The organism is Rhodocyclus gracilis (assembly GCF_009617575.1).
Classification (GTDB): Bacteria; Pseudomonadota; Gammaproteobacteria; order Burkholderiales; family Rhodocyclaceae; genus Rhodocyclus; species Rhodocyclus gracilis.
Map to the genome: position 1 here is coordinate 61,075 of NZ_WIXJ01000008.1, position 25,378 is coordinate 86,452.

The following is a 25,378-nucleotide window of genomic DNA, read 5'->3' on the forward strand; positions in this document are numbered from 1 at the left end:
GTTCGTGCAAGGCACGAACCACTGCGGCGGGCGGTATGGGCGCGCATTTTACTCTGTCGCCGCCCCGGCCCGCCATTTGATCGAGCAACCGATGCTCGCCACCTGCTCCACCGGTCCCTCGCCGGTGAGCGCGACAGCTCGCATCGCCTCGAACAGCTCGCGTCGCACCCCCGGCGCCGCCGGTGCCCGGCCGCTGGCATCGAGGCGACCACGGTACTGCAAGGCCAGCGCGTGATTGAAACCGAAGAAATCCGGCGTGCATACGGCGCCGTAGGCACGGGCGACCGCTTGCTCGGCGTCGTAGAGATAGGGAAACGGCAGCGCCAGCGTGCGCGCCAGAGACTGCATGTTGGCGAAAGAATCTTCCGGATACTCAGTCGCGTCGTTGCTGTTGATGGCGACAACACCGATGCCCAGCGACGCCAGTTCGCGGGCGTCGCGAATGATGCGGTCGAGCACCGCCTTGACGTAAGGACAGTGATTGCAGATGAACATGACGAGCAGACCACGTTCGCCGCGCAACTCCGCCAGCGTACGCACCCGGCCATCGGTATCCGGTAAGGCAAAATCGGGCGCCGGCCAGCCAAAATCGCAAATCGGGGTATTTACGGCCATCAGAAAAGCTCCACGAGAGGGAATGAAGGCCGCAAGCGAAGCAGGCACGCATCCGACACACGCATTTACGTTCGCTAACGCTGGCGCAGCCTATGATCCGAGGGGATGTTGCCTGATAATAGCACGATGAATTCTCCCCGCTTTTACTGCCCGGAAGCCCTCGCCAGCGGCGAGAACCTTGCCTTGCCGGACGATGCCGCGCGCCACGCCGTGCGGGCCTTGCGTCTGCGTGTCGGCGACTCGCTTTGCCTGTTCGACGGCGCCGGCGGCGAATACGCTGCCCGCATCGTCAGCATCGACCGGGCACACGTGCGCGTCGAGGTCGGCGCGCACCTTGCCGACGAACGCGAATCGCCGCTTGCCATCACCCTCGTGCAGGCGCTCCAGTCCGGCGACAAAATGGACCTGACGGTGCAAAAGGCGGTGGAACTCGGTGTCGCCCGCATCCAGCCCGTGCTCTCCCGGCGCAGCGTCGTGCGTCTCGACGGCGAGCGCGCGGCCCGCCGCGTCGAACATTGGCGGGGCGTTGTCGCCTCGGCCTGCGAGCAATGCGGCCGCAACCGCCTGCCGGCAGTCGATGAACTCCACGGACTCGAACGCTGGCTGGCACAGCCGGCCGCCGCAGGCGTTCGCCGCCTGATGCTGGCGCCGGGCGCAGCGCACACGCTGGCCAGCCTGCCGGCGCCGCAGGTAGGCGAGCGTATCGAACTGCTGATTGGTGCCGAAGGCGGGCTAGCCCCCGAAGAAATGCGCGCGGCGACGCTGGCCGGCTTTGTCGGCGTTCGCCTGGGGCCGCGCGTCCTGCGCACCGAAACCGCCGGTCTGGCCGCCCTCGCGGCGATGCAATGCCTCTGGGGAGATTTCATGTACAGCACGCCAGCCCCGTCGCCCAAACTGGCCACCGGCCATGTTTGAATCGGCCGAACTCGGCCATCGCGTCGATAAGGCGACGTTTCGCGACGCCGTTCCCGCCCTGCGCGCCGCCTTGCTCGACGCGCAATTCGAGTTACGCGAGAAAAGCCAATTCCCGGTCATCATCCTGATCAGCGGCGTCGACGGCGCCGGCAAGGGCGAAACGATCAACGTTCTCTACGAGTGGATGGATCCGCGCTACCTGACGACGCTCGCCTTCTCGGCGCCGAGCGACGAAGAGGCGGAGCGTCCGTACATGTGGCGCTACTGGCGCGCCCTGCCGCCGAAAGGGCGGATCGGTGTATTTGCCGGCTCGTGGTACTCCGACCCGATCCGCGACCGCATCGCCGGTCACCTCGATCAGGGCGACCTCGACCGGCGCATGGACCAGATCAACCGCTTCGAGGCGATGCTCGCCAACGAAGGCGCGCTGATCCTGAAATTCTGGTTCCACCTCTCCAAAGAGGGACAGCGCACCCGCCTGAAGACGATGGAAAAAGACCCGCGCACCGCCTGGCGGGTGACCAAGGAAAGCTGGACGCGGCTGAAGACTTACGACCAGTTGCAGGATGCGGCCGGCCACGTCCTGCGCATGACCAACACGCCCTGGGCGCCGTGGATCGTCGTCGAGGGCACCGACGACCGTTACCGCTCGCTGACCGTCGGCCGTGTCGTTCTCGACGCGCTACAGAAACACCTCGCCGGCACGCGCGACCCCGGCTATCCGGTGGCGCCACCGCTCGGGCTGAAACACGATGTGTGCGACGTCCTGACCGCGCTCGATCTGTCACACACGCTGGATCGCAAGACGTACGAAACCGAGCTGGCGCAGTGGCAAGGTCGACTGTCGGAACTGCTGCGCTCGACGGCGTTCGCGCAGCGCTCGCTGATCATCGCCTTCGAAGGCTCCGACGCCGCCGGCAAGGGCGGTGCGATTCGCCGCATTGCCGCTGCGATGGATGCGCGCCAGTATCAGATCATCCCGGTCGCCGCGCCGACCGAGGAGGAACGCGCGCAGCCGTATCTCTGGCGCTTCTGGCGGCACCTGCCGCGCACCGGCCGCGCCGCAATCTTCGACCGCAGCTGGTATGGCCGCGTCCTCGTCGAACGCGTCGAAGGCTTTTGCAGCGAGGCCGACTGGCTGCGCGCCTATGCCGAAATCAACGACTTCGAGCACGAATTGCAGGAATCCGGCGCGATCCTCATCAAATTCTGGCTACAGATCAGCGACGAAGAACAACTGCGGCGCTTCCGCGAGCGCGAGAAGATCGATTTCAAGCGTTTCAAGATCACCGCCGAAGATTGGCGCAACCGCGAGCAGCGTCCCGCTTATCATGCCGCGGTCTGCGACATGATCGACCGCACCAGCACGGGCCAGGCGCCGTGGACCATCGTTGAAGCCGAAGACAAGAATTACGCTCGCGTGAAGGTGCTGCGCACCGTCTGCGAGCGTCTGGAAAACGCCCTGCGTCCCCGCAAAAACAAAGACAAGGATTGATCACGACATGTCCGAAGAGTTGAGCTCCGCCAATTTCGTCGCCTGGTTCCGCTCGGTTGCGCCCTACGTCAATCTTTTCCGGGGCAAGACCTTCGTCATCGCCTTCGGTGGCAAGGCGATTTCCGGGCCGCTGGCGCGCACGCTGGCGTACGACGTCAATCTGCTGGCGGCGCTCGGCATCCGTCTGGTGCTGGTGCATGGCGCCCGCCCGCAGATCGAAGAGGAGTTGCAGGAAAAAGGGCTGCCCTCGCTCTACCACGGCCGCTACCGCGTCACCGACGCGGCCGCACTCGACTGTGTCATCGACGCCGTCGGCAGCGTATCGCTGGAAATCGAGGCGCTGCTCTCGCAGGGACTCCCCGACACGCCGATGGCCAACAGCACGATTCGCGTCGTCGGCGGCAACTTCATCACCGCCAAGCCGGTTGGCGTGCTCGACGGCGTCGACATGCAGTACGCCGGCAACGTGCGCAAGATCGACGCCGACGGCATCCGCGCCCAGCTTGGCATCGGCAACATCGTGCTGCTGTCGTGCATCGGCGCCAGCCCGACCGGCGAGATTTTCAATCTGGCGATGGAGGAGGTCGCCGAATCGGCGGCGATCTCGGTCGGCGCCGACAAGCTCTTGTTCCTCACCGACAGCTGCGGCGCCACCGATGTCGACGGCTCCCTGCTCGACGAACTGACGGCGGATGCGGCAGAGCGCCTCATCCGCCAGGGCGACTGGCTGTCGACCGACCTCAAGCGCTATCTGCCCTGCGCCGTGCGCGCCTCGCGCGCGGGCGTCGGTCGTGTGCATCTCATCGATTACAACGAAGACGGCACGCTCCTGCGCGAGCTGTTTTCGCGCGACGGCGTCGGCACCATCATCAGCCGCGAATCGCTCGAACGCCTGCGCGACGCCCGCCCGGACGACATCGGCGGTCTCGTCGCGCTGATCGAGCCGCTCGAAGAAGACGGCACGCTGGTCCGCCGCTCGCGCGAACTGCTCGAACGCGAAATCGGCCACTTCTCCGTCATCGAGCACGACGGCATGATCGTCGGCTGCGCCGCCATCTACCCGTACGGCGAAGCGCAAGGCGAACTCGCCTGCCTCGCCGTGCACCCTCGCTACCGTCGCTGGGGCTACGGCGAACAGCTGATGAAGCGCATCGAGACGCGCGCGCGCGGCCTCGGCGTGCAGCAACTGTTCGTGCTGACGACGGTGACCTCGCACTGGTTCAAGGAACGCGGTTTCGTCGAAGCAACCGTCGCCGCCCTGCCTTCCGAAAAACGGCTGGTCTACAACCTGCAACGCCGCTCCAAGGTCTTCATCAAGCCGCTCTGACGGCGCCCCGGAGGGCCGCGTTATAATCGGCACCTCTTCAACCGGAGTACGGAGTACAGGCGATGACACGAATGGTGAACTGCATCAAGCTCGGCCACGAGGCGGAAGGTCTGGCGCTGCCCCCCTACCCTGGCGAACTCGGCCGGCGCATTTACGAGAACGTCTCGAATGAAGCCTGGCAGCAATGGATTCGCATGCAGACGATGATCATCAACGAAAACCGTCTGCAACTGTCGGACCCGGCGCACCGCAAGTACCTCGCCGAGCAGGTCGAAAAGCACTTCTTCGGCGAAGGCGCCGACCGCGTGCAAGGCTATCAGCCGCCGGCCAACTGATCCGGACCGATCCACCCCGGTGCGGATGCTGAGTGGCCGCCCCGCCGGGGGCCCCACCGGTTTCGTCGGCCAAGCCCTCTGGCCGGCAGCGCTTGAAAGCAAAAAACCTCCCGCTGCGCTAACGGGAGGTTTTTTATTGGCCGGTCACATGACGGCGGGCAGCAGATTCGCCACCTGACCGCACCGCGCGGCCGTAGCGCACGGAGCGACCGCCGCAGACGGAAACCCCGGCCGGGCACGCTGCGTCAGCTGACGCAGCAGTTCAACTGCTCAACTCGCGGCGAGCTTCTCGTCGACTTCCTTCGGCGAGACGTGACGCACGCTGAAGCCTTTGACCATGTAGACCACGTATTCGGAAATGTTCTTGGCGTGGTCGCCGATGCGCTCGATGGCCTTGGCAATGGCCATGATGTCGAGCGCGCTCGAAATGGTGCGCGGGTCTTCCATCATGTAGGTGATCAGCTGGCGGATGACCGCCTGGTATTCGCTGTTGACCGTCTCATCGAGGTGCATGGTTTCGGCGGCCGCGTGCACATCGAGGCGGGCGAAGGCATCGAGCGCCGTGCGCAGCATCGACAGGGCCAGATCGCAGATGTGGTTCAGTTCGATACTCGGCGCCGTCGCCGCGTGTTGCTCCTGCAACGTGACGCCGAGGCGGGCAATCTTGCGCGCCTTGTCGCCGATGCGTTCGAGGTCGGAGATGCTCTTCAACACGGTGATGATCATGCGCAGATCGATGGCGGTCGGCTGGCGCTTGGCGATGACCTGATTACAGGCCAGATCCAGCTCGTTTTCCATTTCGTTCACACGATGGTCCTCGCGGATCACCGATTCGAGCAGGGTCGTATCGCCCTCGTGCAAGCCTTCCATGGCGTGCCGCACTTGCTGCTCGACCAGCCCGCCCATCTGCAGAACGCGTGTGCGCAGGTTTTCCAGTTCAAGATCAAAGTTCTTCGAGGTATGTTCGTTCATGCGTCAGGCTCCGCAAGAGGGTGGATTCGGCGTCTCGCTGCGCGCCAAACAGGGCAGTGTGACGGCCGAAGATGACAGCAGTTTTTCAGGCGGCGATCAGCGTGCTGACGCCGGTGCTGCGGCCAAGCAAACAGACGTCGGCCGGGCGACGGGCAAACAGGCCGTTGGCGACGACCCCGGCGATCTGGTTGATCTGCGTCTCCAGCGCCACCGGATCGACGATGGACAAGCCATGCACGTCGAGGATCAGGTTGCCGTTATCGGTGACAAAACCCTCGCGCCATTGCGGCGTGCCGCCCAGCTGCGCCAACTGCCGGGCGACATGGGCACGCGCCAGCGGAATCACTTCAACGGGCAGCGGAAAACGTCCGAGTACCGGCACCAGCTTGCTCTCGTCGACGATGCAGACGAACTTCTGGGCCACGGCGGCGACGATTTTCTCGCGCGTCAGCGCTCCGCCACCGCCCTTGGTCATGTGCATCTCGACGTTGATCTCATCGGCGCCGTCCACATAGACGGGCAGGTCGTCGACTTCGTTCAGGTCAAATACGCGAATGCCATGACCTTCGAGACGCTGGCGCGTCGCTTCCGAACTCGCCACGGCGCCACGGATGCGATCCTTCATCCCGGCGAGGGCATCGATGAAAAAATTCGCCGTCGAGCCGGTGCCGACGCCGACAAGCCGGTCAGCAACGACATAATCCAGCGCGGCACGCGCGACAGCTTGCTTGAGTTCATTCTGGGTCATGGCAGCACGCTCACTAAATTGACGAAGGTAATAATTACGACATTCTAGCGGCTGTCACCGGCGGGGGGCATGGCCAATGCCGCCGCACGGCTTAATGCGCCTGTAACGTGGCCACCGCAGGATCATTGCCATGCCACGCGTTCGATCGATTTTCCTCTCCGACATCCACCTCGGAACACGGGCCTGCCAAGCAGACCGATTGCTCGACTTTTTACGCGAATACACCGCCGAGAGCGTTTTTCTGGTCGGCGACATCGTCGATTTCTGGGCGATGAGTCGCGGCATTCACTGGACCTCGGCGCAAAACACTTTCGTCCAGAAAATCCTCCGCCGCGCGCGACGCGGCGAGCGCGTCGTCCTCATCCCCGGCAATCACGACGAAGCCTTGCGCGAATACGGCGGCGTCGCCTTCGGCGACATCACCGTGCTCACCGAATACGTACACCAGACGGCCGACGGGCGCCGCTTCCTGGTCCTGCACGGCGACGAATTCGACCAGATCACGCGCCATCACCGCTGGGTGGCGGTGCTCGGCGATGTCGCCTACAACACGCTGGTACGCATCAACGGCGTCCTCTCGCACGTACGGCGCCGGCTCGGCATGGCCGGCTACTGGTCGCTCGCCGGCTACGCCAAACGCCGCGTCAAGAGCGCACTGCAATTCATCTTCGACTTCGAGGACGCAGCGATCCACAGCGCCCGACAGCGCGGCCTCGACGGCATCATTTGCGGCCACATCCACAGCGCGGCGATCCGTGAAGTCGGCGGGCTGACCTACGTGAACTGTGGCGACTGGGTCGACAGCTGCACGGCGATCGTCGAACACGACGATGGCCGTCTGGAACTCGTCAGCTGGGGCGCCGCAACGCAGGTCGTCACCCGCCCGGCACTCTCGACGCCGCCCCTTAGCGCGCCAATCCCGCCAACACTCCCCGAAACACTCACCGCTGCCGAAGCCACAACGCCCGGCACCCCGGGCGACGCGCTCGGACACGAGGGGGTAGAATGCGCGTCCTGATGGTCTCCGACGTCTATTTCCCGCGTATCAACGGCGTCTCCACCGCCATTCAGACCTGTCGCGAAGCCCTGCGCGCCGAAGACATCGACGTGCAACTGGTAGCCCCCGATTACGGCTCTGCCGACACACCGGGCAACGCCGACCACAACGGCGACTGGGTACAGCGCGTGCCCTCGCGGGTCGTGCCGCGCGACCCGGAAGATCGCCTGCTGGCCTGGCGCGCCCTGCGCCGGGCGGTCGACGCCGCCGCCGTCGGCTGCGACCTCATCCACATCCAGACCCCCTTCCTCGCCCACTATGCCGCGCATGGCGCGGCGCGACGCGCCCGCCTGCCCGTCATCGCCACCTATCACACGCTGTTCGAGGAATACCTCGAGCATTACGCGCCGTTCGTGCCGCAAGACTGGCTGCGCGGACTCGCGCGACGCTTTTCGCGCACGCAATGCAACGCGCTCGACGCGGTCGTCGTGCCGTCACACGCCATCCACCAGCGGCTCAGCAGTTACGGCGTGAAGACGCCGCTGCATGTACTGCCGACCGGCATCCCGCTGGCGCAATTCGCGCCCCTGGCGGCGTCGCCCGGCGAACGTTCTGCCGCGCGCAGCGCCTTTCGTGCGCAACACGGCATCGACGCTGAACGGCCGGTCGCGCTGTACGTCGGCCGTGTCGCCTTTGAAAAGAACCTCGAGTTCCTGCTCGACGCCGCCGCTCTCGTACGCGAATCGACGCCCGATCTACTGCTCCTCATCGCTGGCGAAGGACCGGCGCTCGCCGGATTGCGCGAAGCAGCCAGCGCACGCGGACTCGACGGCAACGTGCAGTTTCTCGGCTACCTCGACCGCCAGCATGAGCTACCCGCCTGCTACGCCGCCGCCGACGCCTTCGTGTTCGCCTCGCGTACCGAAACACAGGGGCTGGTGCTGCTCGAGGCGATGGCGGCCGGCCTGCCCGTCGTCGCCCTGGCCGTGATGGGCACCGTCGACATCCTCGGCGCCCGACGCGGGGCGCTCGTTCCCGACGACAATCCCGCCGCCTTCGCCCTTGAGCTGGCGCATTTGCTGCGCGATGCGCCGCTACGCCAGCGTCTGGGCAGCGAAGGCCGCACCTTCGCCAGCGAATGGTCGGATGTTGCGCTGGCCGGGCGCCTGGCCGGGCTTTACCGTCACGTCGTTGCCGAGCACCGCGATCAGCGCAATCACCGGAGTCGCTCATGAACGAAAGCCCCTACAAGGGCAAGACTGGCCTGCGGCGCATCTTCAACGCGCTCGGCTATTCGCTGGCCGGTCTGCGCGCCGCCTTCGCTTGCGAAGACGCCTTCCGTCAGGAGGTGTTTCTCGCGCTCGTGCTGATTCCGCTGGCCCTCTGGCTGCCCGCCAGCGGCGTTGGGCATGGCCTGATGATCGGTAGCGTGCTGCTGGTGCTCATCGTTGAACTGCTCAATTCGGCTGTCGAAGCGACGGTCGACCGCGTTTCTCTGGAAGACCACCTTCTCGCCAAGCGCGCCAAGGACATCGGCAGCGCGGCCGTTTTCATCGCCCTGCTCAATGTCGCGCTGGTCTGGGCCTGTGTGCTGCTGCTCTGAACGCGCTGCCAGCGGTGCCACCCGTACCGCCCGTGCGCGTTAGCATTCATTTTCACGAGTTCTCGCCCAACGCGTCGCACGACGCTTCGCCGGAGCGCTGCCATGTCCCCGCTCACTGATTGCCGCGAATCCCCCTTGCCGCCGCTCGACATCGTGATCGTCAGCGAGACCTACCCGCCCGAGGTCAATGGTGTGGCAATGACCATCGGTCGTCTGGTCGACGGCTTGCGCACGCTCGGCCACCGTGTGCGGATCGTGCGACCGCGCCAGCCGACGGTCGACGGCACGGCGGACGCCGGTGGCTCGCCCAATGCCGTCGCCGCCGGCGATATCCTGCTGCCGGGGCTGCCCCTACCGGGCTATGCCGGCCTGCGCTTCGGCCTGCCGGCGCGGACGCGCCTCCTCGCGGCCTGGCGGGCGGAGCGGCCGGACATCGTGCATGTCGTCACGGAAGGGCCGCTCGGCAGCTCGGCAGTGACCGCGGCGCGTACGCTCGGCATTCCGGTGACGTCCGGCTTTCACACCAATTTCGATCGCTACAGCCGGCATTACGGCGTCGGCTGGTTGCAGCCGCTGGTCGCCGGCTATCTGCGCCGATTTCACCGCCGCACGCGACTGACGCTGGTACCCACGGCAACGCTCGCCGAGAGCCTCGCCGGTGCGGGGCTATCCGGCGTACGCGTGGTCGGGCGTGGCGTTGACTGCCACTTGTTCGACCCCGCCCGACGCAGCGCCGAGCTGCGCGCGGCCTGGGGCGTCGATACCGCCGCGGGCGAAGGACTCGCCGTCAGCTACGTCGGCCGGCTGGCGGCCGAGAAGAACCTCGATCTCGTCCTGCGGGCCTTTGCCGCGATCCGCCAGCGTCGCCCAACAGCGCGCCTGATCCTCGTTGGCGACGGCCCGCTGCGCGCGCGTTTGCAACGGCGCTTCGGCCCGCAGGGCAGCGAAGCCGATCCGGCGATCATCTTCGCCGGGCAGCGCCTTGGCGAAGACCTTGCGACGCACTACGCGTCGGCGGACATCTTCCTCTTCCCCAGCCTCACCGAGACTTTCGGCAACGTCACGCAGGAGGCGCTGGCCAGCGGGCTGGCCGTCCTCGCTTTCCGCAGCGCGGCCGCCGCAGAGATGATCGTCGACGGCGAGAATGGCCGCACCGTCGCGGTCGGCGACGAGGCCGCGTTCATTCGCGCCGCCGTGCAACTGACCCGGGAAGAAGCGATCCGCCGCCGTCTCGCCGTTCGCGCCCGGCAGAGCGTGCTCGAACGCGACTGGGACGGCATCGCCTGCCGCTTCGTCGCCGTCATGCGCGAAGCCATCCACCAGTGCGAAGACGACGCACTCCCCGCCGCCGAAGCGGGCGCGCCGGCCGGCGTCTAGACCGGCAAACATCAGCGTTTACGCGCCGCCGGCAGGTCGGTGCAAGTGCCCTCAAAGACCTCGGCAGCGAGGCCGATGGTTTCGCCCAGCGTCGGGTGCGGGTGGATGGTGCGACCGATATCGCTGGCGTCGGCCCCCAGTTCGATCGCCAGACTGATTTCGCCGATCAGGTCGCCCGCGTGCGGGCCAACGATGCCGCCGCCGATGACGCGGTGGGTCTGCTCGTCGAAAATCAGCTTGGTGAAGCCCTCGTCGCGGCCGTTGGCGAGCGCCCGCCCGGACGCCGCCCAGGGGAAAACGCTCTTGCCGTAGGCGATGCCTTCGTCGCGACACTGGCTCTCGCTCTTGCCGGTCCAGGCCAGCTCGGGGTCGGTGTAGGCGACCGAGGGAATCTGCAAGGGGTCGAAAGCGTCCTTGCCGCCCGCCGCAACAACCGCCGCGACGTGCGCCTCGTGCACCGCCTTGTGCGCCAGCATCGGCTGCCCGACGATATCGCCAACGGCAAAGATGTGCGGCACGTTGGTACGCATCGTCGCATCGACCGGAATGAAGCCACGCGCGTCGACAGCGATGCCGGCCTGCTCGGCGCCGATCAGGCCGCCGTTGGGAGCCCGGCCGACCGCCACCAGCACCCCGTCGAACACCTCCGTCTCGCCGTTGCTGAACGTCACCTCGATGTCTGCGGAGTCAGCAAACTCAGCGGACTCCGCGAATTCGCCGGTTTTGCCCGTTTCGGCGGAGTTGCCCATTTTTCCGGTTTTGCCCAGTTCGCCGCTGGCGCCCGTTTCAGCTCTTTTTTCACCCCATTCGCCCGCGCTGCTCTCCGGCAAGACGCGCGCCGCGACGACGCCGGTATCGAGCAGGAGTCGGTCGAAACGCCAGGCGTTCTTCTTCTGCCAGACTTTCACGAGGTCGCGGTCGGCTCCCGGCATCAGGGTCGGCCCGAGTTCGGCGACGGTGATGCGCGAGCCGAGCGCCGAATAAACGGTCGCCATTTCGAGGCCGATGATGCCGCCGCCGATCACCAGCAGGCGCCGGGGAATCGCCGGCAAGGCCAGCGCCCCGGTCGACGTGACGATACGTGGCGATTCCGGCAGGAAGGGTAGACGCACCGGCCGCGAGCCTGCGGCGACGATGGCCTGCGCGAAGCGGATGCGGCGACTGCCGCCATCGGGCAAGGCCACCTCGATCTGCTGCGCATCGACGAAACGACCGAAGCCCTGCACGACCGTCACCTTGCGGCCTTTGGCCATGCCGGCGAGACCGCTCGTCAGCGTACGCACGACGCCGTCCTTGTGCGCACGCAGGCGATCAAGGTCGACCTGCGGCGCGGCAAAGGTGACGCCGGCGGCCGCCAAGGCGCGCGCTTCTTCCATGGCGCCGGTGACGTGCAGCAGGGCCTTCGAGGGAATGCAGCCGACGTTGAGGCAGACGCCGCCGAGTGTGGCGTACTGCTCGACGAGAATGACGCGACGACCAAGGTCGGCGCTGCGAAAGGCGGCGGAATAGCCACCGGGGCCGCCGCCCAGCACCAGCACGTCGCAGTCGCTGTCCGCCGGCTCGCTGGCCGGACGGGAAGTTTCGGGGTTCTGACTCATTCGGCTCTCCGCCACACGTACCGCACAATCACAGCAACACCCGGCGCATATCACCGAGAAGATTCGCCAGATCGACGAGGAAACGCGTCGCCTGCGCGCCATCCACAACACGGTGATCGGCCGACAGGGAAAGCGGCAGCCTCAAACGCGGCACGAAGGCCTCGCCGTTCCAGACCGGCTTCATTGCCGCTTTGTTGACGCCCAGAATGGCCACCTCCGGCGCATTCACGATCGGCGAGAACGCCGTGCCACCAATGCCGCCGAGACTCGAAATGGTAAAGCTCGCGCCCGACATTTCGGCGGGCGCGAGCTTGCCGGCGCGGGCCCGCTCGGCCAGCGTCGCGGCTTCGCGCGCCAGCTCGACGAGGCTCTTCTGGCCGGCATCGCGAATCACCGGCACCACCAGCCCATGCGGCGTATCGGCGGCGAAGCCGATGTGGAAATAGCGCTTGTAGACCAGCGTGTCGCCGTCGAGCGAACTATTCAGTTCCGGCTGGCGCTGCAAGACGGCGACGCAGGCCTTGATGAGGAAAGCGAGCAAGGTCAGCTTGACGCCGGCCTTCGCCTGTTCACGGTTGATCTCCTGGCGGAAGTCTTCGAGCGCCGTGATGTCGGCATCGTCATGGTAGGTGACGGCCGGAATCATCACCCAGTTACGCGCCAGATTGGCGCCGGAAAGTTTCTTGATGCGCGACAACGGCACGGCCTCGATCGGCCCGTACTTGGCAAAATCCACCTGCGGCCACGGCGCCAGCGTCAGCCCGCTGCCCGTCGTTGCGGGTGGCGGCGGTGCGTCAGCAACACGCGTCAGCGCCGCTTTGGTCCAGGCCATGACGTCCTCGGCGAGAATCCGCCCCTTGGGTCCGCTGGCGCTCACGCGCGCCAGATCGACGCCCAACTCGCGCGCCAGCTTGCGTACCGACGGACTGGCATGCGCTGCAAAGACTGCGGCGCTTACTGGCGCAGCAGCAGGTGCCGAGGCCGACGCTGGCAGCGCAGCAGCCAGAACACTCGGCTCCGCCGGCGCCTGTACGGCGGGCGCCGAAACAACGGGCGGCGGCGGCACGGGGTCGGAGGCAAGCCCACTGCCGCCATCGGCGGCGACATTGGCTGCCGTCGCAGCAGGCGTCGCCACTGCCTCGCCCGCCACGATTTCGATCATGGCGATGCGCGCACCCTGCGATACGCGGTCGCCGACCTTCAGCAGAAATTCGCGGACGATGCCGGCGGCGGGCGCTGGCACATCCATGGTTGCCTTGTCGGACTCCAGCGTCGCCAGCGAGGCGTCCAGCGCCACCGTATCGCCGACGGCGACGTAAACGTCGATCACCGGCACATCCTGGTAGTCACCGATATCGGGGACGGTGACTTCAATCAGTTCGCTCATCGCCGGCTCCTCACACGGACAGCGGGTTGGGTTTGTCGCTGGCGATGCCGTAGCGGGCGATGGCCTCGGCGACGACGGCGGGCGCGAGGCTGCCTTCGTCGGCCAGCGCCTTCAGGGCGGCGACGGTGATCCAGTGCCGGTCGACTTCGAAGAAATAGCGCAGGCGCTCACGCGTGTCGGAGCGGCCAAAGCCGTCGGTGCCGAGCGTGACGTAGCGACGACGGACGAACGGACGGATCTGCTCGGCGAACTGGCGCACGTGGTCGCTCGCCGCGATCACCGGCCCGCGCGTGTCGTCCAGACAGTGTTCGACATGCGAGCGGCGCGGTTTTTCCAGCGGATGCAGGAGGTTCCAGCGTTGCGTCTCGTTGCCGTCACGCGCCAGTTGGGCAAAGCCCGGACAGCTCCACAGATCGGCATCGACGCCCCAGTCGTCCTTGAGCAGCGTCGCGGCGGCGATCACTTCGCGGAAAATCGTCCCCGAGCCTAGCAGCTGCACGCGCGGCGCCGCTTTCTTGCCGTCGCTGGCGAGCCCCTTGCGGAAGAGATACATGCCACGAATGATGTCGGCCGGCGTATCGACCGATTCTCCGGCGGGCATCTCCGGGTGCGGGTAGTTCTCGTTCATCGCCGTCAGGTAGTAGAAAACGTCCTGCTGCTCGACGAACATGCGCTGCAAGCCGTCGTGAATGATGACGGCGACTTCGTAGGCGAAGGTCGGGTCCCAGGCCAGACAGTTGGGGATCAGCCCGGCGAGCAGTGGCGAATGCCCGTCCTGATGCTGCAAGCCTTCGCCATTGAGCGTCGTCCGCCCGGCGGTGCCGCCGATCAGGAAGCCGCGCGCGCGCTGATCGCCGGCCGCCCAGCACAGGTCGAGCGTGCGCTGCGGGCCGAACATCGAATAGCAGATGTAGAACGGAATCATCGCCTCGCCATGCACCGAGTAGGCGGTGGCGGCGGCGATCCAGTCGGCCATGGCGCCCGCCTCGTTGATGCCCTCCTGCAGCACCTGACCGTCCTTCGACTCCTTGTAGAACATCAGCTGGTCGTGGTCCTCGGGGACGTATTTCTGGCCTTCCTGATTCCAGATGCCGACCTGCCGGAACATGCCTTCCATGCCGAAGGTGCGCGATTCGTCAGGCACGATGGGAACGACGCGGCGGCCGATCTGCCGGTCTTTCAGGAGGACGTTGAAGATGCGCACGACGGCCATCGTCGTCGAGATTTCGCGCCCTTCGCCGCTCGCCTTGAGCAGGCTGTCGAACACCGACAGCGGCGGAATGGCGAGCGCCGCCGCCGTCCGCCGCCGTTGCGGCAGATAGCCGCCAAGCGCCTGACGGCGTTCGCGCAGATACGCCAGTTCGCGCGATCCTTCGGCGAAGCGCAGATACGGCAGCTCTTCGATCTCGTTATCGGCGACCGGCAGCTCGAAGCGGTCGCGGAAGCGGCGAATCGCCTCGGCGTCCATCTTCTTCTGCTGGTGGCTGATGTTCATCGCCTCGCCGGCCTGCCCCATGCCGTAACCCTTGATCGTCTTGGCGAGAATCACCGTCGGCCGGCCGCGATGGTTCACAGCGGCATCGTAGGTAGCGAAGATCTTGAAGAGATCGTGGCCGCCGCGGTTCAGCTGCCAGATATCGTCGTCGGTCCAGTCGGCGACCAGCGCGCGCAGTTCGGGCGTATTGAAGAAGTGTTCGCGGACGAAAGCGCCGTTCTTTGCCTTGAAGGTCTGATAGTCGCCGTCGACCAGTTCGAGCATGCGCTTCTTGAGCAAGCCCTGCGTATCGCGGGCCAGCAGCCCATCCCAGCGCGTTCCCCAGATCAGCTTGATGACATTCCAGCCGGCGCCGCGAAACTCGGCTTCGAGCTCCTGGATGATGCTGCCGTTGCCGCGCACCGGGCCGTCGAGGCGCTGCAGGTTGCAGTTGATGACGAAGATGAGATTGTCGAGCTTCTCGCGTGCCGCCATGCCGATGGCGCCCAGGGTTTCGACCTCGTCAGTCTCGCCGTCGCCGAGGAACGCCCAGACCTTGCGTGCCGTGCGCCCTTCGCCATTGTTGGCGAAGCCGCGCGCCTGCAGGTATTTCATGAAGCGCGCCTGATAGATCGCCTGCAAGGGGCCAAGGCCCATCGAGACGGTCGGGAATTGCCAGAAATCCGGCATCAGCCAGGGGTGCGGATACGAGGAAATGCCCTTGCCGTCGACCTCACGCCGGAAGTGATCGAGTTGCTCTTCGGTGAGGCGCCCGAGCAGGAATGCGCGGGCGTACACCCCCGGCACCGAATGCCCCTGAAAGAAGATCAGATCGCCACCGTGGTCGGCCGAGGGCACATGCCAAAAGTGCGAAAAACCCACGTCGTAGAGCGCCGCCGCCGAAGCGAAGGAAGCGATGTGACCGCCGACGTTGCTGTGCTTGTTGGCCCGCACCACCATCGCCATCGCGTTCCAGCGGATGTAGGCGTGGATGCGCAGTTCGAGGTCGGCATCGCCCGGATAGTGCGGCTGCTGGCTGACCGGGATGGTGTTCAGATACGCCGTAGTGGCGCTGTAAGGGATATCAATACCGGCTTCACGTGCCGAATCGATGAGGCGCTCAATGAGGAAGTGCGCGCGTTCGGGGCCTTCCTGGCCGATCACGCTGGCGAGGGCGTCGAGCCACTCCCGCGTTTCTTGCGTGTCGGTGTCGCCGGGCTGGCTCGCCGAAGGGGTATCGGGGGCGGTCGCCATGGCTTGTCTCCTGGTGTTGAGCCCTTCGCGCTGTCGTCGGGTGGGCGGCAGGGCGAAGGTTGATGCAGCGAGAGGCGGGTAGCCACGCCGCGCATCAGTTTCGTAATGTAGAAAAGTTTTTTGCAATGCGCAACCGTACGGAGTGTTGCTCCGCTGCCGACGCCGTATCTTTGCCTCAAGGCCAGTGCCAGCGGGCGGCAGTTGATCTGCGTCAACATGGAGCAATGGCCGACACGCTAAGTTCCACCGCTTGCGCCTGACATACCGGCGCCCCCCCCCATTCGTTGATTTTCCGAGGACACGCATGGCACCCGCTGCATCCCTGAACCCCGCCCCGGCGCACAGCCGTCTGTTCATGTCCGGCAACGATGCCGTTGCGCGCGCGGTGTGGGAGGCGGGCGTTCGCGTTGCCGCCGCCTACCCCGGCACACCGGCGACCGAGATGCTCGAAGTGCTGTCGACCTACCCGGACCTCTACACCGAGTGGTCGGTGAACGAGAAGGTCTCGCTCGAGGTCGCCTTCGGCGCGGCGATGGCGGGCTCGCGCTCGTTCTGCGCGATGAAGCACGTCGGCATGAACGTCGCCGCCGACGCCCTGATGACACTCACCCTGACCGGTGTCGTCGGAGGCCTCGTGATCGCCGTGGCCGACGACGTCGGCCTGTCGTCCTCGCAAAACGAGCAGGACTCCCGGACCTGGGGACGCTTTGCCCACATTCCCGTGTTCGAACCGGCGGACTCGCAGGAAGCCTACGACTTCGCGCTCGCCGCCTTCGAACTCTCCGAACGCTTCCAGACGCCCGTCCTGTTGCGGCTGACGACGCGCGTCTGTCACGTCAAGGCGCTAGTCACCGTCGGTGAGCGCCATACCCGTCCGGCCGCCGGCTTTGCCAAGGAGTCGTCGCGCTGGGTGATGGTGCCGGGACACGCCGCGCGGCGCCTGCCGCTGATGTTCGAGCGCGAACAGCAACTCGCCATCGCGGCGGCGGAGTCGTCGCTGAATTACGTTGAAGACGGCGGCGACCGCCGCCTCGGCTTCATCGCCAGCGGCCCGGCCTGCATGCATGTGCGCGAGAGCTTCCCGGATTCGCCGATGTTCAAGCTCGGCTTCAGCTACCCGGCCCCGATTGAACGCCTGCGCGAATTCGCCGCCAGCGTCGACCGCGTCGTCGTCGCCGAAGAAGTCGAGCCGCTGCTCGAAACCGAGCTGAAGGCCGCCGGCATCGCTGTCATCGGCAAAGACATCCTGCCGCGCATCGGCGAACTGGCGCCGAACGTGCTGAAGCCGGCAATCGCCCGCCTGCTCGGCGAGCCGGCGCCGGAAAGCAGCGTCGCCGCACCATTGCCGGTGTTCCCGCGGCCGCCCACCATGTGCGTCGCCTGTCCGCACCTCGGCGTGTATTACACGCTCTCGCAGGTGAAGAACATCACCGTTTCGGGCGACATCGGCTGTTACACGCTCGGCGCCGGCCATCCGTGGAACGCGCTCGACGCCTGCATCTCGATGGGCGCCTCGATGGGCATGGCGCTCGGCCTCGACAAGGGTCGCGGCGAGGCCGACGCCGACCGGCGCATCGTCGCCGTCATCGGCGATTCGACCTTCATGCACATGGGCATGCAGGGCCTGCTCGACATCGTCTACAACCGCGGCAACGTCACCGTGCTGCTGCTCGACAATCGCGCCGTCGGCATGACCGGCGGCCAGAACAATCCGGGCAACGGCCGTGGCATTCACGGCGAAGAAGCGCCACGGGTCGATTTCGAGCAACTCGTCAAAGCCCTCGGCGTACGAGAAGAGCGCGTGCATGTCGTCAATCCTTACGAATTGCCGACGCTCTTCAAGCGCCTGCGCGAAGAAACGAAGATTCCCGAACCGTCGGTGATCATCACCAACCAGCCTTGCGTGCTCGTGCAGGACTACCAGCGAAAATCGCCGTTCATGGTTGAGGAAGACACCTGCACCGGCTGTGGCAACTGTGTCGATATCGGCTGTCCGGCGATCCACGTCACGCGCCGCGATACCGTACTGAAGCCGAACGGCAAGGAAGTCGCGCGCTCCTTCGTGCGCATCGAGACAGCCGCCTGTACGGGCTGCGGCCTGTGTCTGCAGCCCTGCGCGCCGAAGGCCATCGTGCCGGCGAGCGTCGCGGGCAAGGTGCACGTACTGCAGCCTCACTGAGGGGCACGCCTTTTCCTTTTTCGCGGCGCCCACCGTGCGCCGCCATTTGCAGCGGAAGACTCAAGCCATGTCTGAAACCACCAACATCCTCGTTGTCGGCATCGGCGGCCAGGGCGTCATGACGGCCACCGAAATTCTCGCCGAAGCCGCCATCGCGCTCGGCCACGACGTCAAGAAAACCGAAGTCGCCGGCATGGCGCAACGGGGCGGCGTCGTCTCCTCACACCTGCGCTTCGGGCAGCGCGTGCTGTCGCCGCAGATCACGCCCGGCACCGCCGACCTCCTGCTCGCCTTCGAGCCGGCCGAGGGCATGCGCTGGCGGCACATGCTGCGCCCCAGCGGACAGGCGCTGATGAACGTTGGGCGACTGACGCCGCCGGTCGTCGATCTTGGCCTCTACGACTACCCCGCCGACCCGATTGCCGCCGTACGCGCCGCCGGTACGCGCGTCGTCGCCTTCGACGCCACGTCGATCGCCGTCAAACTGGGCGAAATCCGCTTGGGCAACACCGTGATGCTGGGCGCCATTTCTGCGTATCTGCCGTTTTCGGCTGATGTTCTCGAAGCAGCGGTGCTCAAGCGTTTTGCCGCGCGCAAGCCGGCCTTGCTCGAACTCAACCGGCAAGCCTTCGCCGCCGGCCGCGCCGCGGCCGAACAGGCTGCCGCACACAACACCGACAGCGCACGCGAGGCGGCAGTACCCGCCTGATTTGCGTTAAAATTCGCTAGAATTCAGTTCCCTCCCTGCCTCTGGCGTGGGAGGGTTTTGCTTTTTCTGCTCACTCTTTTTTCGGCGGTGGCCCGACATGACGGCAAAAATTCTCGACGGAGCGGCGCTCGCGCAGGAACTGCGTGCCGGCTTCAAGCTGCGCGCGGAAGCACTGGCAGCGCAAGGCACGCGCCCTGGCCTTGCAGTAGTGCTGGTCGGCGAAGACCCGGCCTCGCAGGTTTACGTGCGCAACAAGGTCAACGCCTGCGCGCAAGCGGGTTTCCACTCGGAAAAAATCGTCCTGCCCGTCGAAACGACGGCAGCCGATCTGCTCGAACGCATCGCTGCGCTGAACGCCGACCCGGCCATCCACGGCATCCTCGTGCAACTACCGCTGCCGAAACACATCGACGCCGATGCCGTGCTGGAAGCCATCGCTCCCGAGAAGGACGTTGACGGCTTTCACGCCGAAAACATCGGCGCGCTAACGCAAGGCAAGCCGCGCTTCATTCCCTGTACGCCGCACGGCGTCATGAAGCTGCTGGAAAAGGGCGACGTCTCGCTGAAGGGCCAGGAGGCTGTCGTCATCGGCCGCTCGAACATCGTCGGCAAGCCGATGGCGCTCTTGCTGCTCGCCGCTGGCGCGACGGTCACGGTCTGCCACTCGCAGACGCGCGACCTGGCTTTTCACACGCGCCGCGCCGATATCCTCGTCGCTGCCGTTGGTCGCCCGCGCTTCGTTACCGGCGACATGATCAAACCGGGCGCCGTCGTCATCGATGTCGGTATCAATCGCGTACCCGAGGACCAGCCGGATGCCGGCAAGCTCTGCGGCGACGTCGATTTCGCCAGTGCCAGGGAAGTCGCCTCGGCGATCACGCCGGTGCCCGGCGGCGTCGGCCCGATGACCATCGCCATGCTCCTCGCCAATACGCTGCTCGCCGCCGAGCGCGTCGCGGCCGCACGCACGGGAGCCGCATCGTGAGCGAGGGCGCCGTTCAGCCGCGCGTCGGCATCGTCATGGGCTCCGACTCCGACTGGCCGACCATGCAGGCGGCGGCCGTGATCCTCAAGGAATTCGGCGTGCCCTTCGAAGCCCGCGTGGTTTCTGCGCACCGCACGCCCGATCTGCTCTTCTCGTACGCCGAAGAAGCCCAAGGCCGCGGACTCGCCGCCATCATCGCCGGCGCCGGCGGCGCAGCCCACCTGCCGGGCATGCTCGCCGCGAAAACGACGGTGCCGGTACTCGGCGTGCCCGTACAGTCGAAGGCCTTGTCGGGCCTCGATTCGCTTTACTCGATCGTGCAGATGCCGAAAGGCATCCCGGTCGCCACCTTCGCCATTGGCGAGGCAGGCGCCGCCAATGCGGCACTCTTCGCCGTCGCCCAACTGGCGGTGAGCGATCCGGCGCTGGCGACGCGCCTCGCCACCTTTCGCCAGGCGCAGAGCGACAAGGTTCTGGCGATGAAGCTTCCGACGGTGTGATGTCCGGCCCCTCGCCGTACGTGCTGCTCGGCATCGCCATCGTCGCCGAGGTGATCGGCACGTCGGCGCTCAAGGCCACCGAAGGTTTCACCCGGCCATGGCCGTCGCTTCTGGTACTGCTCGGCTACGGCGTCGCGTTTTATTGCTTGTCGCGCACACTCGAAACAATCCCGGTCGGCATCAGTTACGCGATCTGGTCGGGCGTCGGCATTGCCCTGGTGTCACTCGTGGGCGTCGCGCTTTATGGCCAACGTCTCGACCTGCCGGCGATGGCCGGCATGGCGCTGATCATTGCTGGCGTCGTCGTCATCAACCTTTTTTCCTCCGCCGCGCCTCACTGAGGCTGCCCGCCTTCATGAACAACGATTCGCTCACGCCTCCCCTGTTGCCCCCAGCCACGCTCGGCATGCTCGGCGGAGGCCAGCTCGGGCGCTTCTTCGTCGCCGCCGCGCACGAAATGGGTTACCGCGTCTGGGTGCTCGACCCCGACCCGCACAGCCCCGCCGGCCGCATTGCCGACCGCCACCTCTGTGCCGATTACAACGACGCCGCCGCCCTTGCCGTCATAGCCGAAGGCTGCGCAGCCGTGACGACCGAGTTTGAAAACGTTCCTGCGGCGACGCTTGATCACCTGGCGCGCTTCGTTCCGGTTCGCCCGTCGGCATCGGCCGTCGGCGTCTGCCAGAACCGCATTCTCGAAAAGAGCTTTCTCGCCGAACATGGCCTACCACATGGCGAGTTCGCCGTCATCCGCAACGAGATGGACCTCGCGGACGTGCCTGATACGCTCTTCCCTGCCATTCTCAAGGTGGCGCGCTTTGGCTACGACGGCAAGGGACAGAGCACGGTCGCCGACCGTGGCGAAGCGCTCGCGGCCTTCCGCCAATGCAGCGGCGAAGCCTGTGTGCTGGAAAAGCGCCTGACGCTCGACTGCGAAGTCTCGGTCGTTCTCGCACGCGATCAGGCGGGGACGGTGCGCGCCTTTCCGGTCGCCGAAAACCGCCACCGTGCCGGAATTCTCGATGTTTCGCTGGTCCCCGCCCGCGTTGCGCCGGCGCTGGCCGAGGAAGCCGTTGCGCTCGCCGGACAGATCGCCGAGAAGCTCGCCTACGTCGGCGTCATGGCCGTGGAGTTCTTCGTCGTCGACGGCCGGCTGCGAGTCAACGAAATGGCCCCACGCCCGCACAACAGCGGCCACTACACGCTCGATGCCTGCGTCGCGAGCCAGTATGAGCAACAGGTGCGCGCCCTCTGTGGCCTGCCGCTGGAATCCGGCGCGGTGCACTCCGCTGCCGCGATGGTGAACGTACTGGGGGATCTCTGGTTCGCTCACGACGCCGCTTCGGCGCAGGAACCCGACTGGGCGCGACTGTTTGCCGTTCCAGCGCTGAAGCTGCACCTCTATGGCAAGCATCAGGCGCGGCGCGGCCGCAAGATGGGCCACTTCACCGCGCTGGCGCCCCTCGAAGACGCAGAGGGCGCCCTGCATGCCGCTCTCTCTGCCCGCGCCGCGATCGGTATTGGCTGAACGGCCATGAGCAATATCGACACCGCCGTTGCCCTGCTCCGCGCCGGGCAACTCGTCGCCCTCCCGACCGAGACCGTCTATGGCCTTGCCGCCGATGCCGCCGATCCAGTGGCGGTGTCGCGCATTTTCCGCGCCAAAGGGCGGCCGGCGGATCACCCGCTGATCGTCCACCTCCCCGGCGCCGACTGGCTGGAGCGATGGGCGGTCAACATCCCGCCGCTGGCCTGGGAGCTTGCCGAAGCCTTCTGGCCCGGCCCACTGACACTCATCCTGCAACGCGCCCCTGGCGTGCCGGATGCCGTTACCGGCGGACAGGACACCGTCGGCATCCGCATTCCCGCCCACCCGCTGGCACTCGAAGTATTGCGCGCGTTCGCTGCCAGCGAGCACGGCGTTGGCCCGCGCGGCGGGTTGGCCGCACCCTCCGCCAACCGTTTCGGCCGCCTCAGCCCAACGACTGCGGAACACGTCCGTACCGATCTGGGTGACGCCGTTTCGCTGATCCTCGACGGCGGTCCATGCCCGGTGGGCATCGAGTCGACCATCATCGACCTGTCGCGCGGCAGCGAGGCCCCTCCCCGTCTTTTGCGGCCGGGACGCGTTACGCCCGCCATGATTGCCTCGGCCACCGGTATTGACGTCGAACTTCCCTTCCTGCCGAGCACGCACGCCAATGCAACTGCCAGCACACCTCGCGTCTCAGGTTCTCTCGACGCCCACTACGCGCCACGCACGCCAATGCGGCTTGTGGCCCGCGAGAACCTCGACGCCGCACTGACCGAGGCACAAGGCACGCATTCCCGCGTACTCGCCTTGCGGCGTCTGCCGTGCGACGCGAAGGGGTCTGATGCAACGAGCGCCAGCACCTTTTGGCTACCTGCCGATGCCGAAGGCGTCGCGCGCGCACTATACGACGCCCTGCACCAACTCGACGCGCAAAACGCCGAACTGATACTCGCCGAAGCCGTGCCGGAATCAGCGGAGTGGGTCGCCATCGCCGACCGCCTGCGCCGCGCCGCCTGTGGCGCTGGGCGCTCCTGACAAAACCGCGACAGTCTCGAAGCACGCCCGGAAGCTCCCGGCCCTCTCGCCCGGAAACCAAGCATCGCCACAATCTTTGACTCGTAGGACGAACCCGCTATAATTCGTCCCTCGTTGGGGGGGTAGCTCAGCTGGGAGAGCGCCGCGTTCGCAATGCGGAGGTCGAGGGTTCGATCCCCTTCCTCTCCACCACTAATACGCTTCAGCCGCTCTGGCTCTAGAATTCAAGCGTAGCAAGGCTTCTAAGTAGTCGTCTCTGGGAACAAAGCCGGGAACATCCGGTTATCATTCCGGGATGAGCGAAAAGATGGCCTACCCCTCCGGTATGGAAAAACACGGCAACCGCTGGCGCATCAAGAAGCGCACGCCCCGTGGACTGCAAGCACACTACCCCGGCCAGTTGTGGCACCGCTTCAGCACGGACGAGCCTCACAAGAAGGCCGCTGCCGCGCTCATAAGACGCTGGGAAGCAGACCTTGAGGAAGAGTTCCAGCGCATACGCGATACGGGCTCACGCCACTTGCAGGAACTGCCACCCGAGCAAATCCAAGCACTCGCTGCGGCGCACAGGGCCGACTGCCTGCGCATCCACGAGGACATCACGGAGCAGGGCTTTGGCGTGTTTGAGGGCTCCACGTTCAAGGCGGATTTTGAAGAGTCCGCACGGCGTCGCTTGGAGGAATTGCGCAACGCTGGCGCATCGTCCGACTACTCGCTCATGGGCGGTTACGCCGCGCTCCTGCTGCGCCGCCACAAGCTACCGCTGGCTGAGGGTTCGCCGTCGTGGCTGAAGCTCTGCCGCGCTCTATGGATGGCCGAGCGGGAAATCATGGAAGCTGCGCTGACACGGGGGGCAGGGGGCTGGGTTGATACGCCAGCGCCGCCAAGCGCCGCACTGTTCTCGAAGGAGACACCGGCCACACCGGGCGTCCCGCTTCTGTCTGCCTTGATTACGAAGTTCCTCGGCGAGCAGGACACCTCCGCCCCGATGTTCAAGAAGTATCGGCCAACGCTTGAACTGTTTCTGGAGTACATGACCGACCGGCCCGGCCACGCCATCAAGCAGCGGGAGATTGACGATTTCTTCACCTTCCTCTGCAGGCTCCCGCCTCACTGGAAGAAGGAGCAACGGCAGGGGCTCACGGTGCGCGAGATGGCAACCCGAGAATGGCCCAAGCTGATGCACCGAAACACGATCCTGAAGACGTACAAGGCCGCATTCCGTCCCTTCCTCGCGTGGTGTCAGCGCAAGTATCACGACGAGACCCCGCCGTTTCCGCAGGGGCTCACGACGGATGGCATCAAGTACAGCGGCACACGCACCGAGACGGAAAGAAAGCAGCGGGCGCTAACCCACATCGAGCTTCAGCGACTGTTCAACGGGCCTGAATTCGCCGCCTTTGCCGCTGATCCATCACAGGAGCACCGTTACTGGCTGCCGTTGATCGGGCTCTATACCGGCGCCCGCGTCAATGAGGTTTGCCAGTTGAACCCGCAGTGCGACATTCGTGAACAGGACGGCATCTGGTGCTTCCACTTCACCGAAGACACCGAGACGGACGAGCGCGTAGACAAGAGCGTGAAGAACGCCTCATCTCATCGCCACGTTCCCATTCATCCCCGGCTCTTGGCCCTCGGCTTCGTTGATTACGCCAAACGTATGCGCGCTGCCGGCCATGTCCTGCTGTTTCCGAAGTGGTCCCCGAAGGCGGGTAAGGCCAGCGGCAAGGCCCGCGAGTGGTTTAGCGAATGGCTGGCTGAAATTGGCTTGCGCGACGAGACTCTGGGGGGGTGCGTCTTGGGCTTCCACTGCTTCCGCTCGACGCTGATGACCGCCGCGCAGACGATTCGCGCTTTGCCTTGGCCCATCGAGCACATCACAGGGCATGAGACGACCGGCAACGGCGAAAGCAGGACATCGAAGGGCTACAAGAAGCGTGAACTGCCCCTCGCTGAGAAGGCCGCGATTCTTGAGATGATCCATTTCGACATCGAACCGCCGATGCTGCGGAAGGTCGCGCCCGTTGGCCAGTGATTCGTAGCACACGTTGCCATGCGTTTAGTCTGCTTGACCTCCTTCTTGTCATTAAACAACAACCGATAATTCGCAGACATTCGCCGAAGCCGGTTACGAAACCTCCAGAGGCAGAGGTTCGAGTTCGCTGTACAAGCACGGTCTAGGGCTTTGTCATCTTTGCTTTGTTGGTGAACTGAGGTGCCCCCCGTAAACAGTGCCAACGGGAATTTAGTAGAGTCCGAATCTGAGGCTGCACCGGATTTAGTACCGGTCTAAGCTGGAAATTTCCGGCTCTTGGAAGCCCTCCGGTGAGGGCTTGTTC

General features: G+C 65.7%; 22 protein-coding genes and 1 tRNA gene. 17 read left to right on the forward strand and 6 right to left on the reverse strand.

Annotation, left to right across the window (positions count from 1 at the left end):
• Nucleotides 1–48: 48 nt before the first annotated feature.
• Nucleotides 49–615, reverse strand: coding sequence for a thioredoxin family protein (locus tag GHK24_RS11040; protein WP_228384668.1), 567 nt, complete (start codon nucleotides 613–615; stop codon nucleotides 49–51).
• A gap of 126 nt (nucleotides 616–741) precedes the next feature.
• On the opposite strand from GHK24_RS11040, the gene GHK24_RS11045 reads away from it, so the two are divergent.
• From GHK24_RS11045 to GHK24_RS11060, 4 genes are all read left to right on the forward strand, one after another.
• Entirely contained in the window at nucleotides 742–1,530 is a 789-nt protein-coding gene (locus tag GHK24_RS11045; RefSeq protein ID WP_153472939.1) for a 16S rRNA (uracil(1498)-N(3))-methyltransferase, read from the forward strand.
• The gene (pap, locus tag GHK24_RS11050) at nucleotides 1,523–3,025 is read left to right on the forward strand and encodes a polyphosphate:AMP phosphotransferase (protein WP_153472940.1); all 1,503 of its coding nucleotides are present in this window, start codon (nucleotides 1,523–1,525) and stop codon (nucleotides 3,023–3,025) included. The genes GHK24_RS11045 and pap overlap by 8 nt, the downstream gene beginning before the upstream one ends.
• A 7-nt stretch (nucleotides 3,026–3,032) precedes the next feature.
• Nucleotides 3,033–4,352: an amino-acid N-acetyltransferase gene (gene argA, locus GHK24_RS11055; protein WP_153472941.1), complete on the forward strand. Its 1,320-nt coding sequence runs from the start codon at nucleotides 3,033–3,035 to the stop codon at nucleotides 4,350–4,352.
• A 62-nt stretch (nucleotides 4,353–4,414) separates the two neighbouring features.
• A complete protein-coding gene (locus GHK24_RS11060) occupies nucleotides 4,415–4,687 on the forward strand; it encodes an oxidative damage protection protein (protein WP_153472942.1) in 273 nt (90 codons plus the stop codon).
• Between the two features lie 270 nt (nucleotides 4,688–4,957).
• Here GHK24_RS11060 and phoU read toward each other — a convergent pair whose 3' ends face one another.
• Entirely contained in the window at nucleotides 4,958–5,659 is a 702-nt protein-coding gene (gene phoU, locus GHK24_RS11065; RefSeq protein ID WP_153472943.1) for a phosphate signaling complex protein PhoU, read from the reverse strand.
• Nucleotides 5,660–5,744: 85 nt separating this feature from the next.
• Nucleotides 5,745–6,407, reverse strand: a complete 663-nt coding sequence (gene rpiA, locus GHK24_RS11070; protein WP_153472944.1) for a ribose-5-phosphate isomerase RpiA — start codon at nucleotides 6,405–6,407, stop codon at nucleotides 5,745–5,747.
• 130 nt (nucleotides 6,408–6,537) lie between these two features.
• On the opposite strand from rpiA, the gene GHK24_RS11075 reads away from it, so the two are divergent.
• The 4 genes from GHK24_RS11075 (at nucleotide 6,538) to GHK24_RS11090 (ending at nucleotide 10,384) form a co-directional block, all read left to right on the forward strand.
• Complete coding sequence (locus tag GHK24_RS11075) at nucleotides 6,538–7,425, forward strand: UDP-2,3-diacylglucosamine diphosphatase (RefSeq protein WP_153472945.1); 888 nt, start codon at nucleotides 6,538–6,540, stop codon at nucleotides 7,423–7,425.
• Entirely contained in the window at nucleotides 7,413–8,639 is a 1,227-nt protein-coding gene (locus GHK24_RS11080; protein WP_153472946.1) for a glycosyltransferase, read from the forward strand. The genes GHK24_RS11075 and GHK24_RS11080 overlap by 13 nt, the downstream gene beginning before the upstream one ends.
• Nucleotides 8,636–9,007, forward strand: a complete 372-nt coding sequence (locus GHK24_RS11085; RefSeq protein ID WP_153472947.1) for a diacylglycerol kinase — start codon at nucleotides 8,636–8,638, stop codon at nucleotides 9,005–9,007. Before GHK24_RS11080 ends, GHK24_RS11085 begins: the two co-directional genes overlap by 4 nt.
• Nucleotides 9,008–9,109: 102 nt before the next feature.
• Complete coding sequence (locus GHK24_RS11090) at nucleotides 9,110–10,384, forward strand: glycosyltransferase family 4 protein (RefSeq protein WP_153472948.1); 1,275 nt, start codon at nucleotides 9,110–9,112, stop codon at nucleotides 10,382–10,384.
• An 11-nt stretch (nucleotides 10,385–10,395) separates the two neighbouring features.
• Here the strand turns inward: GHK24_RS11090 and GHK24_RS11095 are convergent, their stop codons facing one another.
• The 3 genes from GHK24_RS11095 to aceE are packed head-to-tail and all read right to left on the reverse strand — an operon-like array spanning nucleotide 10,396 to nucleotide 16,097.
• The gene (locus GHK24_RS11095; protein ID WP_228384669.1) at nucleotides 10,396–11,982 is read right to left on the reverse strand and encodes a dihydrolipoyl dehydrogenase family protein; all 1,587 of its coding nucleotides are present in this window, start codon (nucleotides 11,980–11,982) and stop codon (nucleotides 10,396–10,398) included.
• A 28-nt stretch (nucleotides 11,983–12,010) separates the two neighbouring features.
• On the reverse strand, nucleotides 12,011–13,369 hold the full coding sequence (locus GHK24_RS11100; protein ID WP_228384670.1) for a 2-oxo acid dehydrogenase subunit E2: 1,359 nt from the start codon (nucleotides 13,367–13,369) through the stop codon (nucleotides 12,011–12,013).
• A 10-nt stretch (nucleotides 13,370–13,379) separates the two neighbouring features.
• Nucleotides 13,380–16,097, reverse strand: coding sequence for a pyruvate dehydrogenase (acetyl-transferring), homodimeric type (gene aceE / locus GHK24_RS11105; RefSeq protein WP_153472950.1), 2,718 nt, complete (start codon nucleotides 16,095–16,097; stop codon nucleotides 13,380–13,382).
• A 304-nt stretch (nucleotides 16,098–16,401) separates the two neighbouring features.
• Here aceE and GHK24_RS11110 point away from each other — a divergent pair, with 304 nt between their 5' ends.
• The 9 genes from GHK24_RS11110 (at nucleotide 16,402) to GHK24_RS11150 (ending at nucleotide 25,074) form a co-directional block, all read left to right on the forward strand.
• Nucleotides 16,402–18,276: a thiamine pyrophosphate-dependent enzyme gene (locus tag GHK24_RS11110; protein ID WP_153472951.1), complete on the forward strand. Its 1,875-nt coding sequence runs from the start codon at nucleotides 16,402–16,404 to the stop codon at nucleotides 18,274–18,276.
• A gap of 67 nt (nucleotides 18,277–18,343) precedes the next feature.
• The gene (locus GHK24_RS11115) at nucleotides 18,344–18,985 is read left to right on the forward strand and encodes an indolepyruvate oxidoreductase subunit beta (RefSeq protein WP_153472952.1); all 642 of its coding nucleotides are present in this window, start codon (nucleotides 18,344–18,346) and stop codon (nucleotides 18,983–18,985) included.
• A gap of 97 nt (nucleotides 18,986–19,082) precedes the next feature.
• On the forward strand, nucleotides 19,083–19,970 hold the full coding sequence (folD, locus tag GHK24_RS11120) for a bifunctional methylenetetrahydrofolate dehydrogenase/methenyltetrahydrofolate cyclohydrolase FolD (protein WP_153472953.1): 888 nt from the start codon (nucleotides 19,083–19,085) through the stop codon (nucleotides 19,968–19,970).
• The gene (gene purE / locus GHK24_RS11125; RefSeq protein ID WP_167682384.1) at nucleotides 19,967–20,470 is read left to right on the forward strand and encodes a 5-(carboxyamino)imidazole ribonucleotide mutase; all 504 of its coding nucleotides are present in this window, start codon (nucleotides 19,967–19,969) and stop codon (nucleotides 20,468–20,470) included. Before folD ends, purE begins: the two co-directional genes overlap by 4 nt.
• On the forward strand, nucleotides 20,470–20,811 hold the full coding sequence (locus GHK24_RS11130; RefSeq protein ID WP_153472954.1) for an SMR family transporter: 342 nt from the start codon (nucleotides 20,470–20,472) through the stop codon (nucleotides 20,809–20,811). The genes purE and GHK24_RS11130 overlap by 1 nt, the downstream gene beginning before the upstream one ends.
• A 14-nt stretch (nucleotides 20,812–20,825) precedes the next feature.
• Nucleotides 20,826–21,998 (forward strand): 5-(carboxyamino)imidazole ribonucleotide synthase, encoded by a 1,173-nt coding sequence (locus GHK24_RS11135; protein ID WP_153472955.1) that lies wholly within the window; start codon nucleotides 20,826–20,828, stop codon nucleotides 21,996–21,998.
• Between the two features lie 6 nt (nucleotides 21,999–22,004).
• Nucleotides 22,005–23,039 carry an L-threonylcarbamoyladenylate synthase gene (locus GHK24_RS11140; protein WP_153472956.1) on the forward strand — a complete coding sequence of 345 codons (1,035 nt, stop codon included), beginning with the start codon at nucleotides 22,005–22,007 and terminating at the stop codon, nucleotides 23,037–23,039.
• Between the two features lie 116 nt (nucleotides 23,040–23,155).
• Nucleotides 23,156–23,231 (forward strand) — tRNA-Ala (locus GHK24_RS11145).
• A gap of 115 nt (nucleotides 23,232–23,346) precedes the next feature.
• Nucleotides 23,347–25,074, forward strand: coding sequence for a site-specific integrase (locus GHK24_RS11150; protein ID WP_194286418.1), 1,728 nt, complete (start codon nucleotides 23,347–23,349; stop codon nucleotides 25,072–25,074).
• The last annotated feature ends 304 nt before the right edge of the window (nucleotides 25,075–25,378 follow it).

Bases quoted from the DNA above. Each gene is read 5' to 3' on its own strand.
- GHK24_RS11060 (WP_153472942.1), top strand. From the start codon at position 4,415: ATGACACGAATGGTGAACTGCATCAAGCTCGGCCACGAGGCGGAAGGT.
- GHK24_RS11135 (WP_153472955.1), top strand. From the start codon at position 20,826: ATGAACAACGATTCGCTCACGCCTCCCCTGTTGCCCCCAGCCACGCTC.
- GHK24_RS11080 (WP_153472946.1), top strand. From the start codon at position 7,413: ATGCGCGTCCTGATGGTCTCCGACGTCTATTTCCCGCGTATCAACGGC.
- GHK24_RS11040 (WP_228384668.1), bottom strand. From the start codon at position 615: ATGGCCGTAAATACCCCGATTTGCGATTTTGGCTGGCCGGCGCCCGAT.
- pap (WP_153472940.1), top strand. From the start codon at position 1,523: ATGTTTGAATCGGCCGAACTCGGCCATCGCGTCGATAAGGCGACGTTT.
- GHK24_RS11085 (WP_153472947.1), top strand. From the start codon at position 8,636: ATGAACGAAAGCCCCTACAAGGGCAAGACTGGCCTGCGGCGCATCTTC.
- GHK24_RS11150 (WP_194286418.1), top strand. From the start codon at position 23,347: ATGGCCTACCCCTCCGGTATGGAAAAACACGGCAACCGCTGGCGCATC.
- aceE (WP_153472950.1), bottom strand. From the start codon at position 16,097: ATGGCGACCGCCCCCGATACCCCTTCGGCGAGCCAGCCCGGCGACACC.
- GHK24_RS11110 (WP_153472951.1), top strand. From the start codon at position 16,402: ATGGCACCCGCTGCATCCCTGAACCCCGCCCCGGCGCACAGCCGTCTG.
- GHK24_RS11130 (WP_153472954.1), top strand. From the start codon at position 20,470: ATGTCCGGCCCCTCGCCGTACGTGCTGCTCGGCATCGCCATCGTCGCC.
- phoU (WP_153472943.1), bottom strand. From the start codon at position 5,659: ATGAACGAACATACCTCGAAGAACTTTGATCTTGAACTGGAAAACCTG.
- rpiA (WP_153472944.1), bottom strand. From the start codon at position 6,407: ATGACCCAGAATGAACTCAAGCAAGCTGTCGCGCGTGCCGCGCTGGAT.
- GHK24_RS11090 (WP_153472948.1), top strand. From the start codon at position 9,110: ATGTCCCCGCTCACTGATTGCCGCGAATCCCCCTTGCCGCCGCTCGAC.
- GHK24_RS11115 (WP_153472952.1), top strand. From the start codon at position 18,344: ATGTCTGAAACCACCAACATCCTCGTTGTCGGCATCGGCGGCCAGGGC.
- argA (WP_153472941.1), top strand. From the start codon at position 3,033: ATGTCCGAAGAGTTGAGCTCCGCCAATTTCGTCGCCTGGTTCCGCTCG.
- GHK24_RS11045 (WP_153472939.1), top strand. From the start codon at position 742: ATGAATTCTCCCCGCTTTTACTGCCCGGAAGCCCTCGCCAGCGGCGAG.
- GHK24_RS11095 (WP_228384669.1), bottom strand. From the start codon at position 11,982: ATGAGTCAGAACCCCGAAACTTCCCGTCCGGCCAGCGAGCCGGCGGAC.
- GHK24_RS11140 (WP_153472956.1), top strand. From the start codon at position 22,005: ATGAGCAATATCGACACCGCCGTTGCCCTGCTCCGCGCCGGGCAACTC.
- GHK24_RS11075 (WP_153472945.1), top strand. From the start codon at position 6,538: ATGCCACGCGTTCGATCGATTTTCCTCTCCGACATCCACCTCGGAACA.
- folD (WP_153472953.1), top strand. From the start codon at position 19,083: ATGACGGCAAAAATTCTCGACGGAGCGGCGCTCGCGCAGGAACTGCGT.
- GHK24_RS11100 (WP_228384670.1), bottom strand. From the start codon at position 13,369: ATGAGCGAACTGATTGAAGTCACCGTCCCCGATATCGGTGACTACCAG.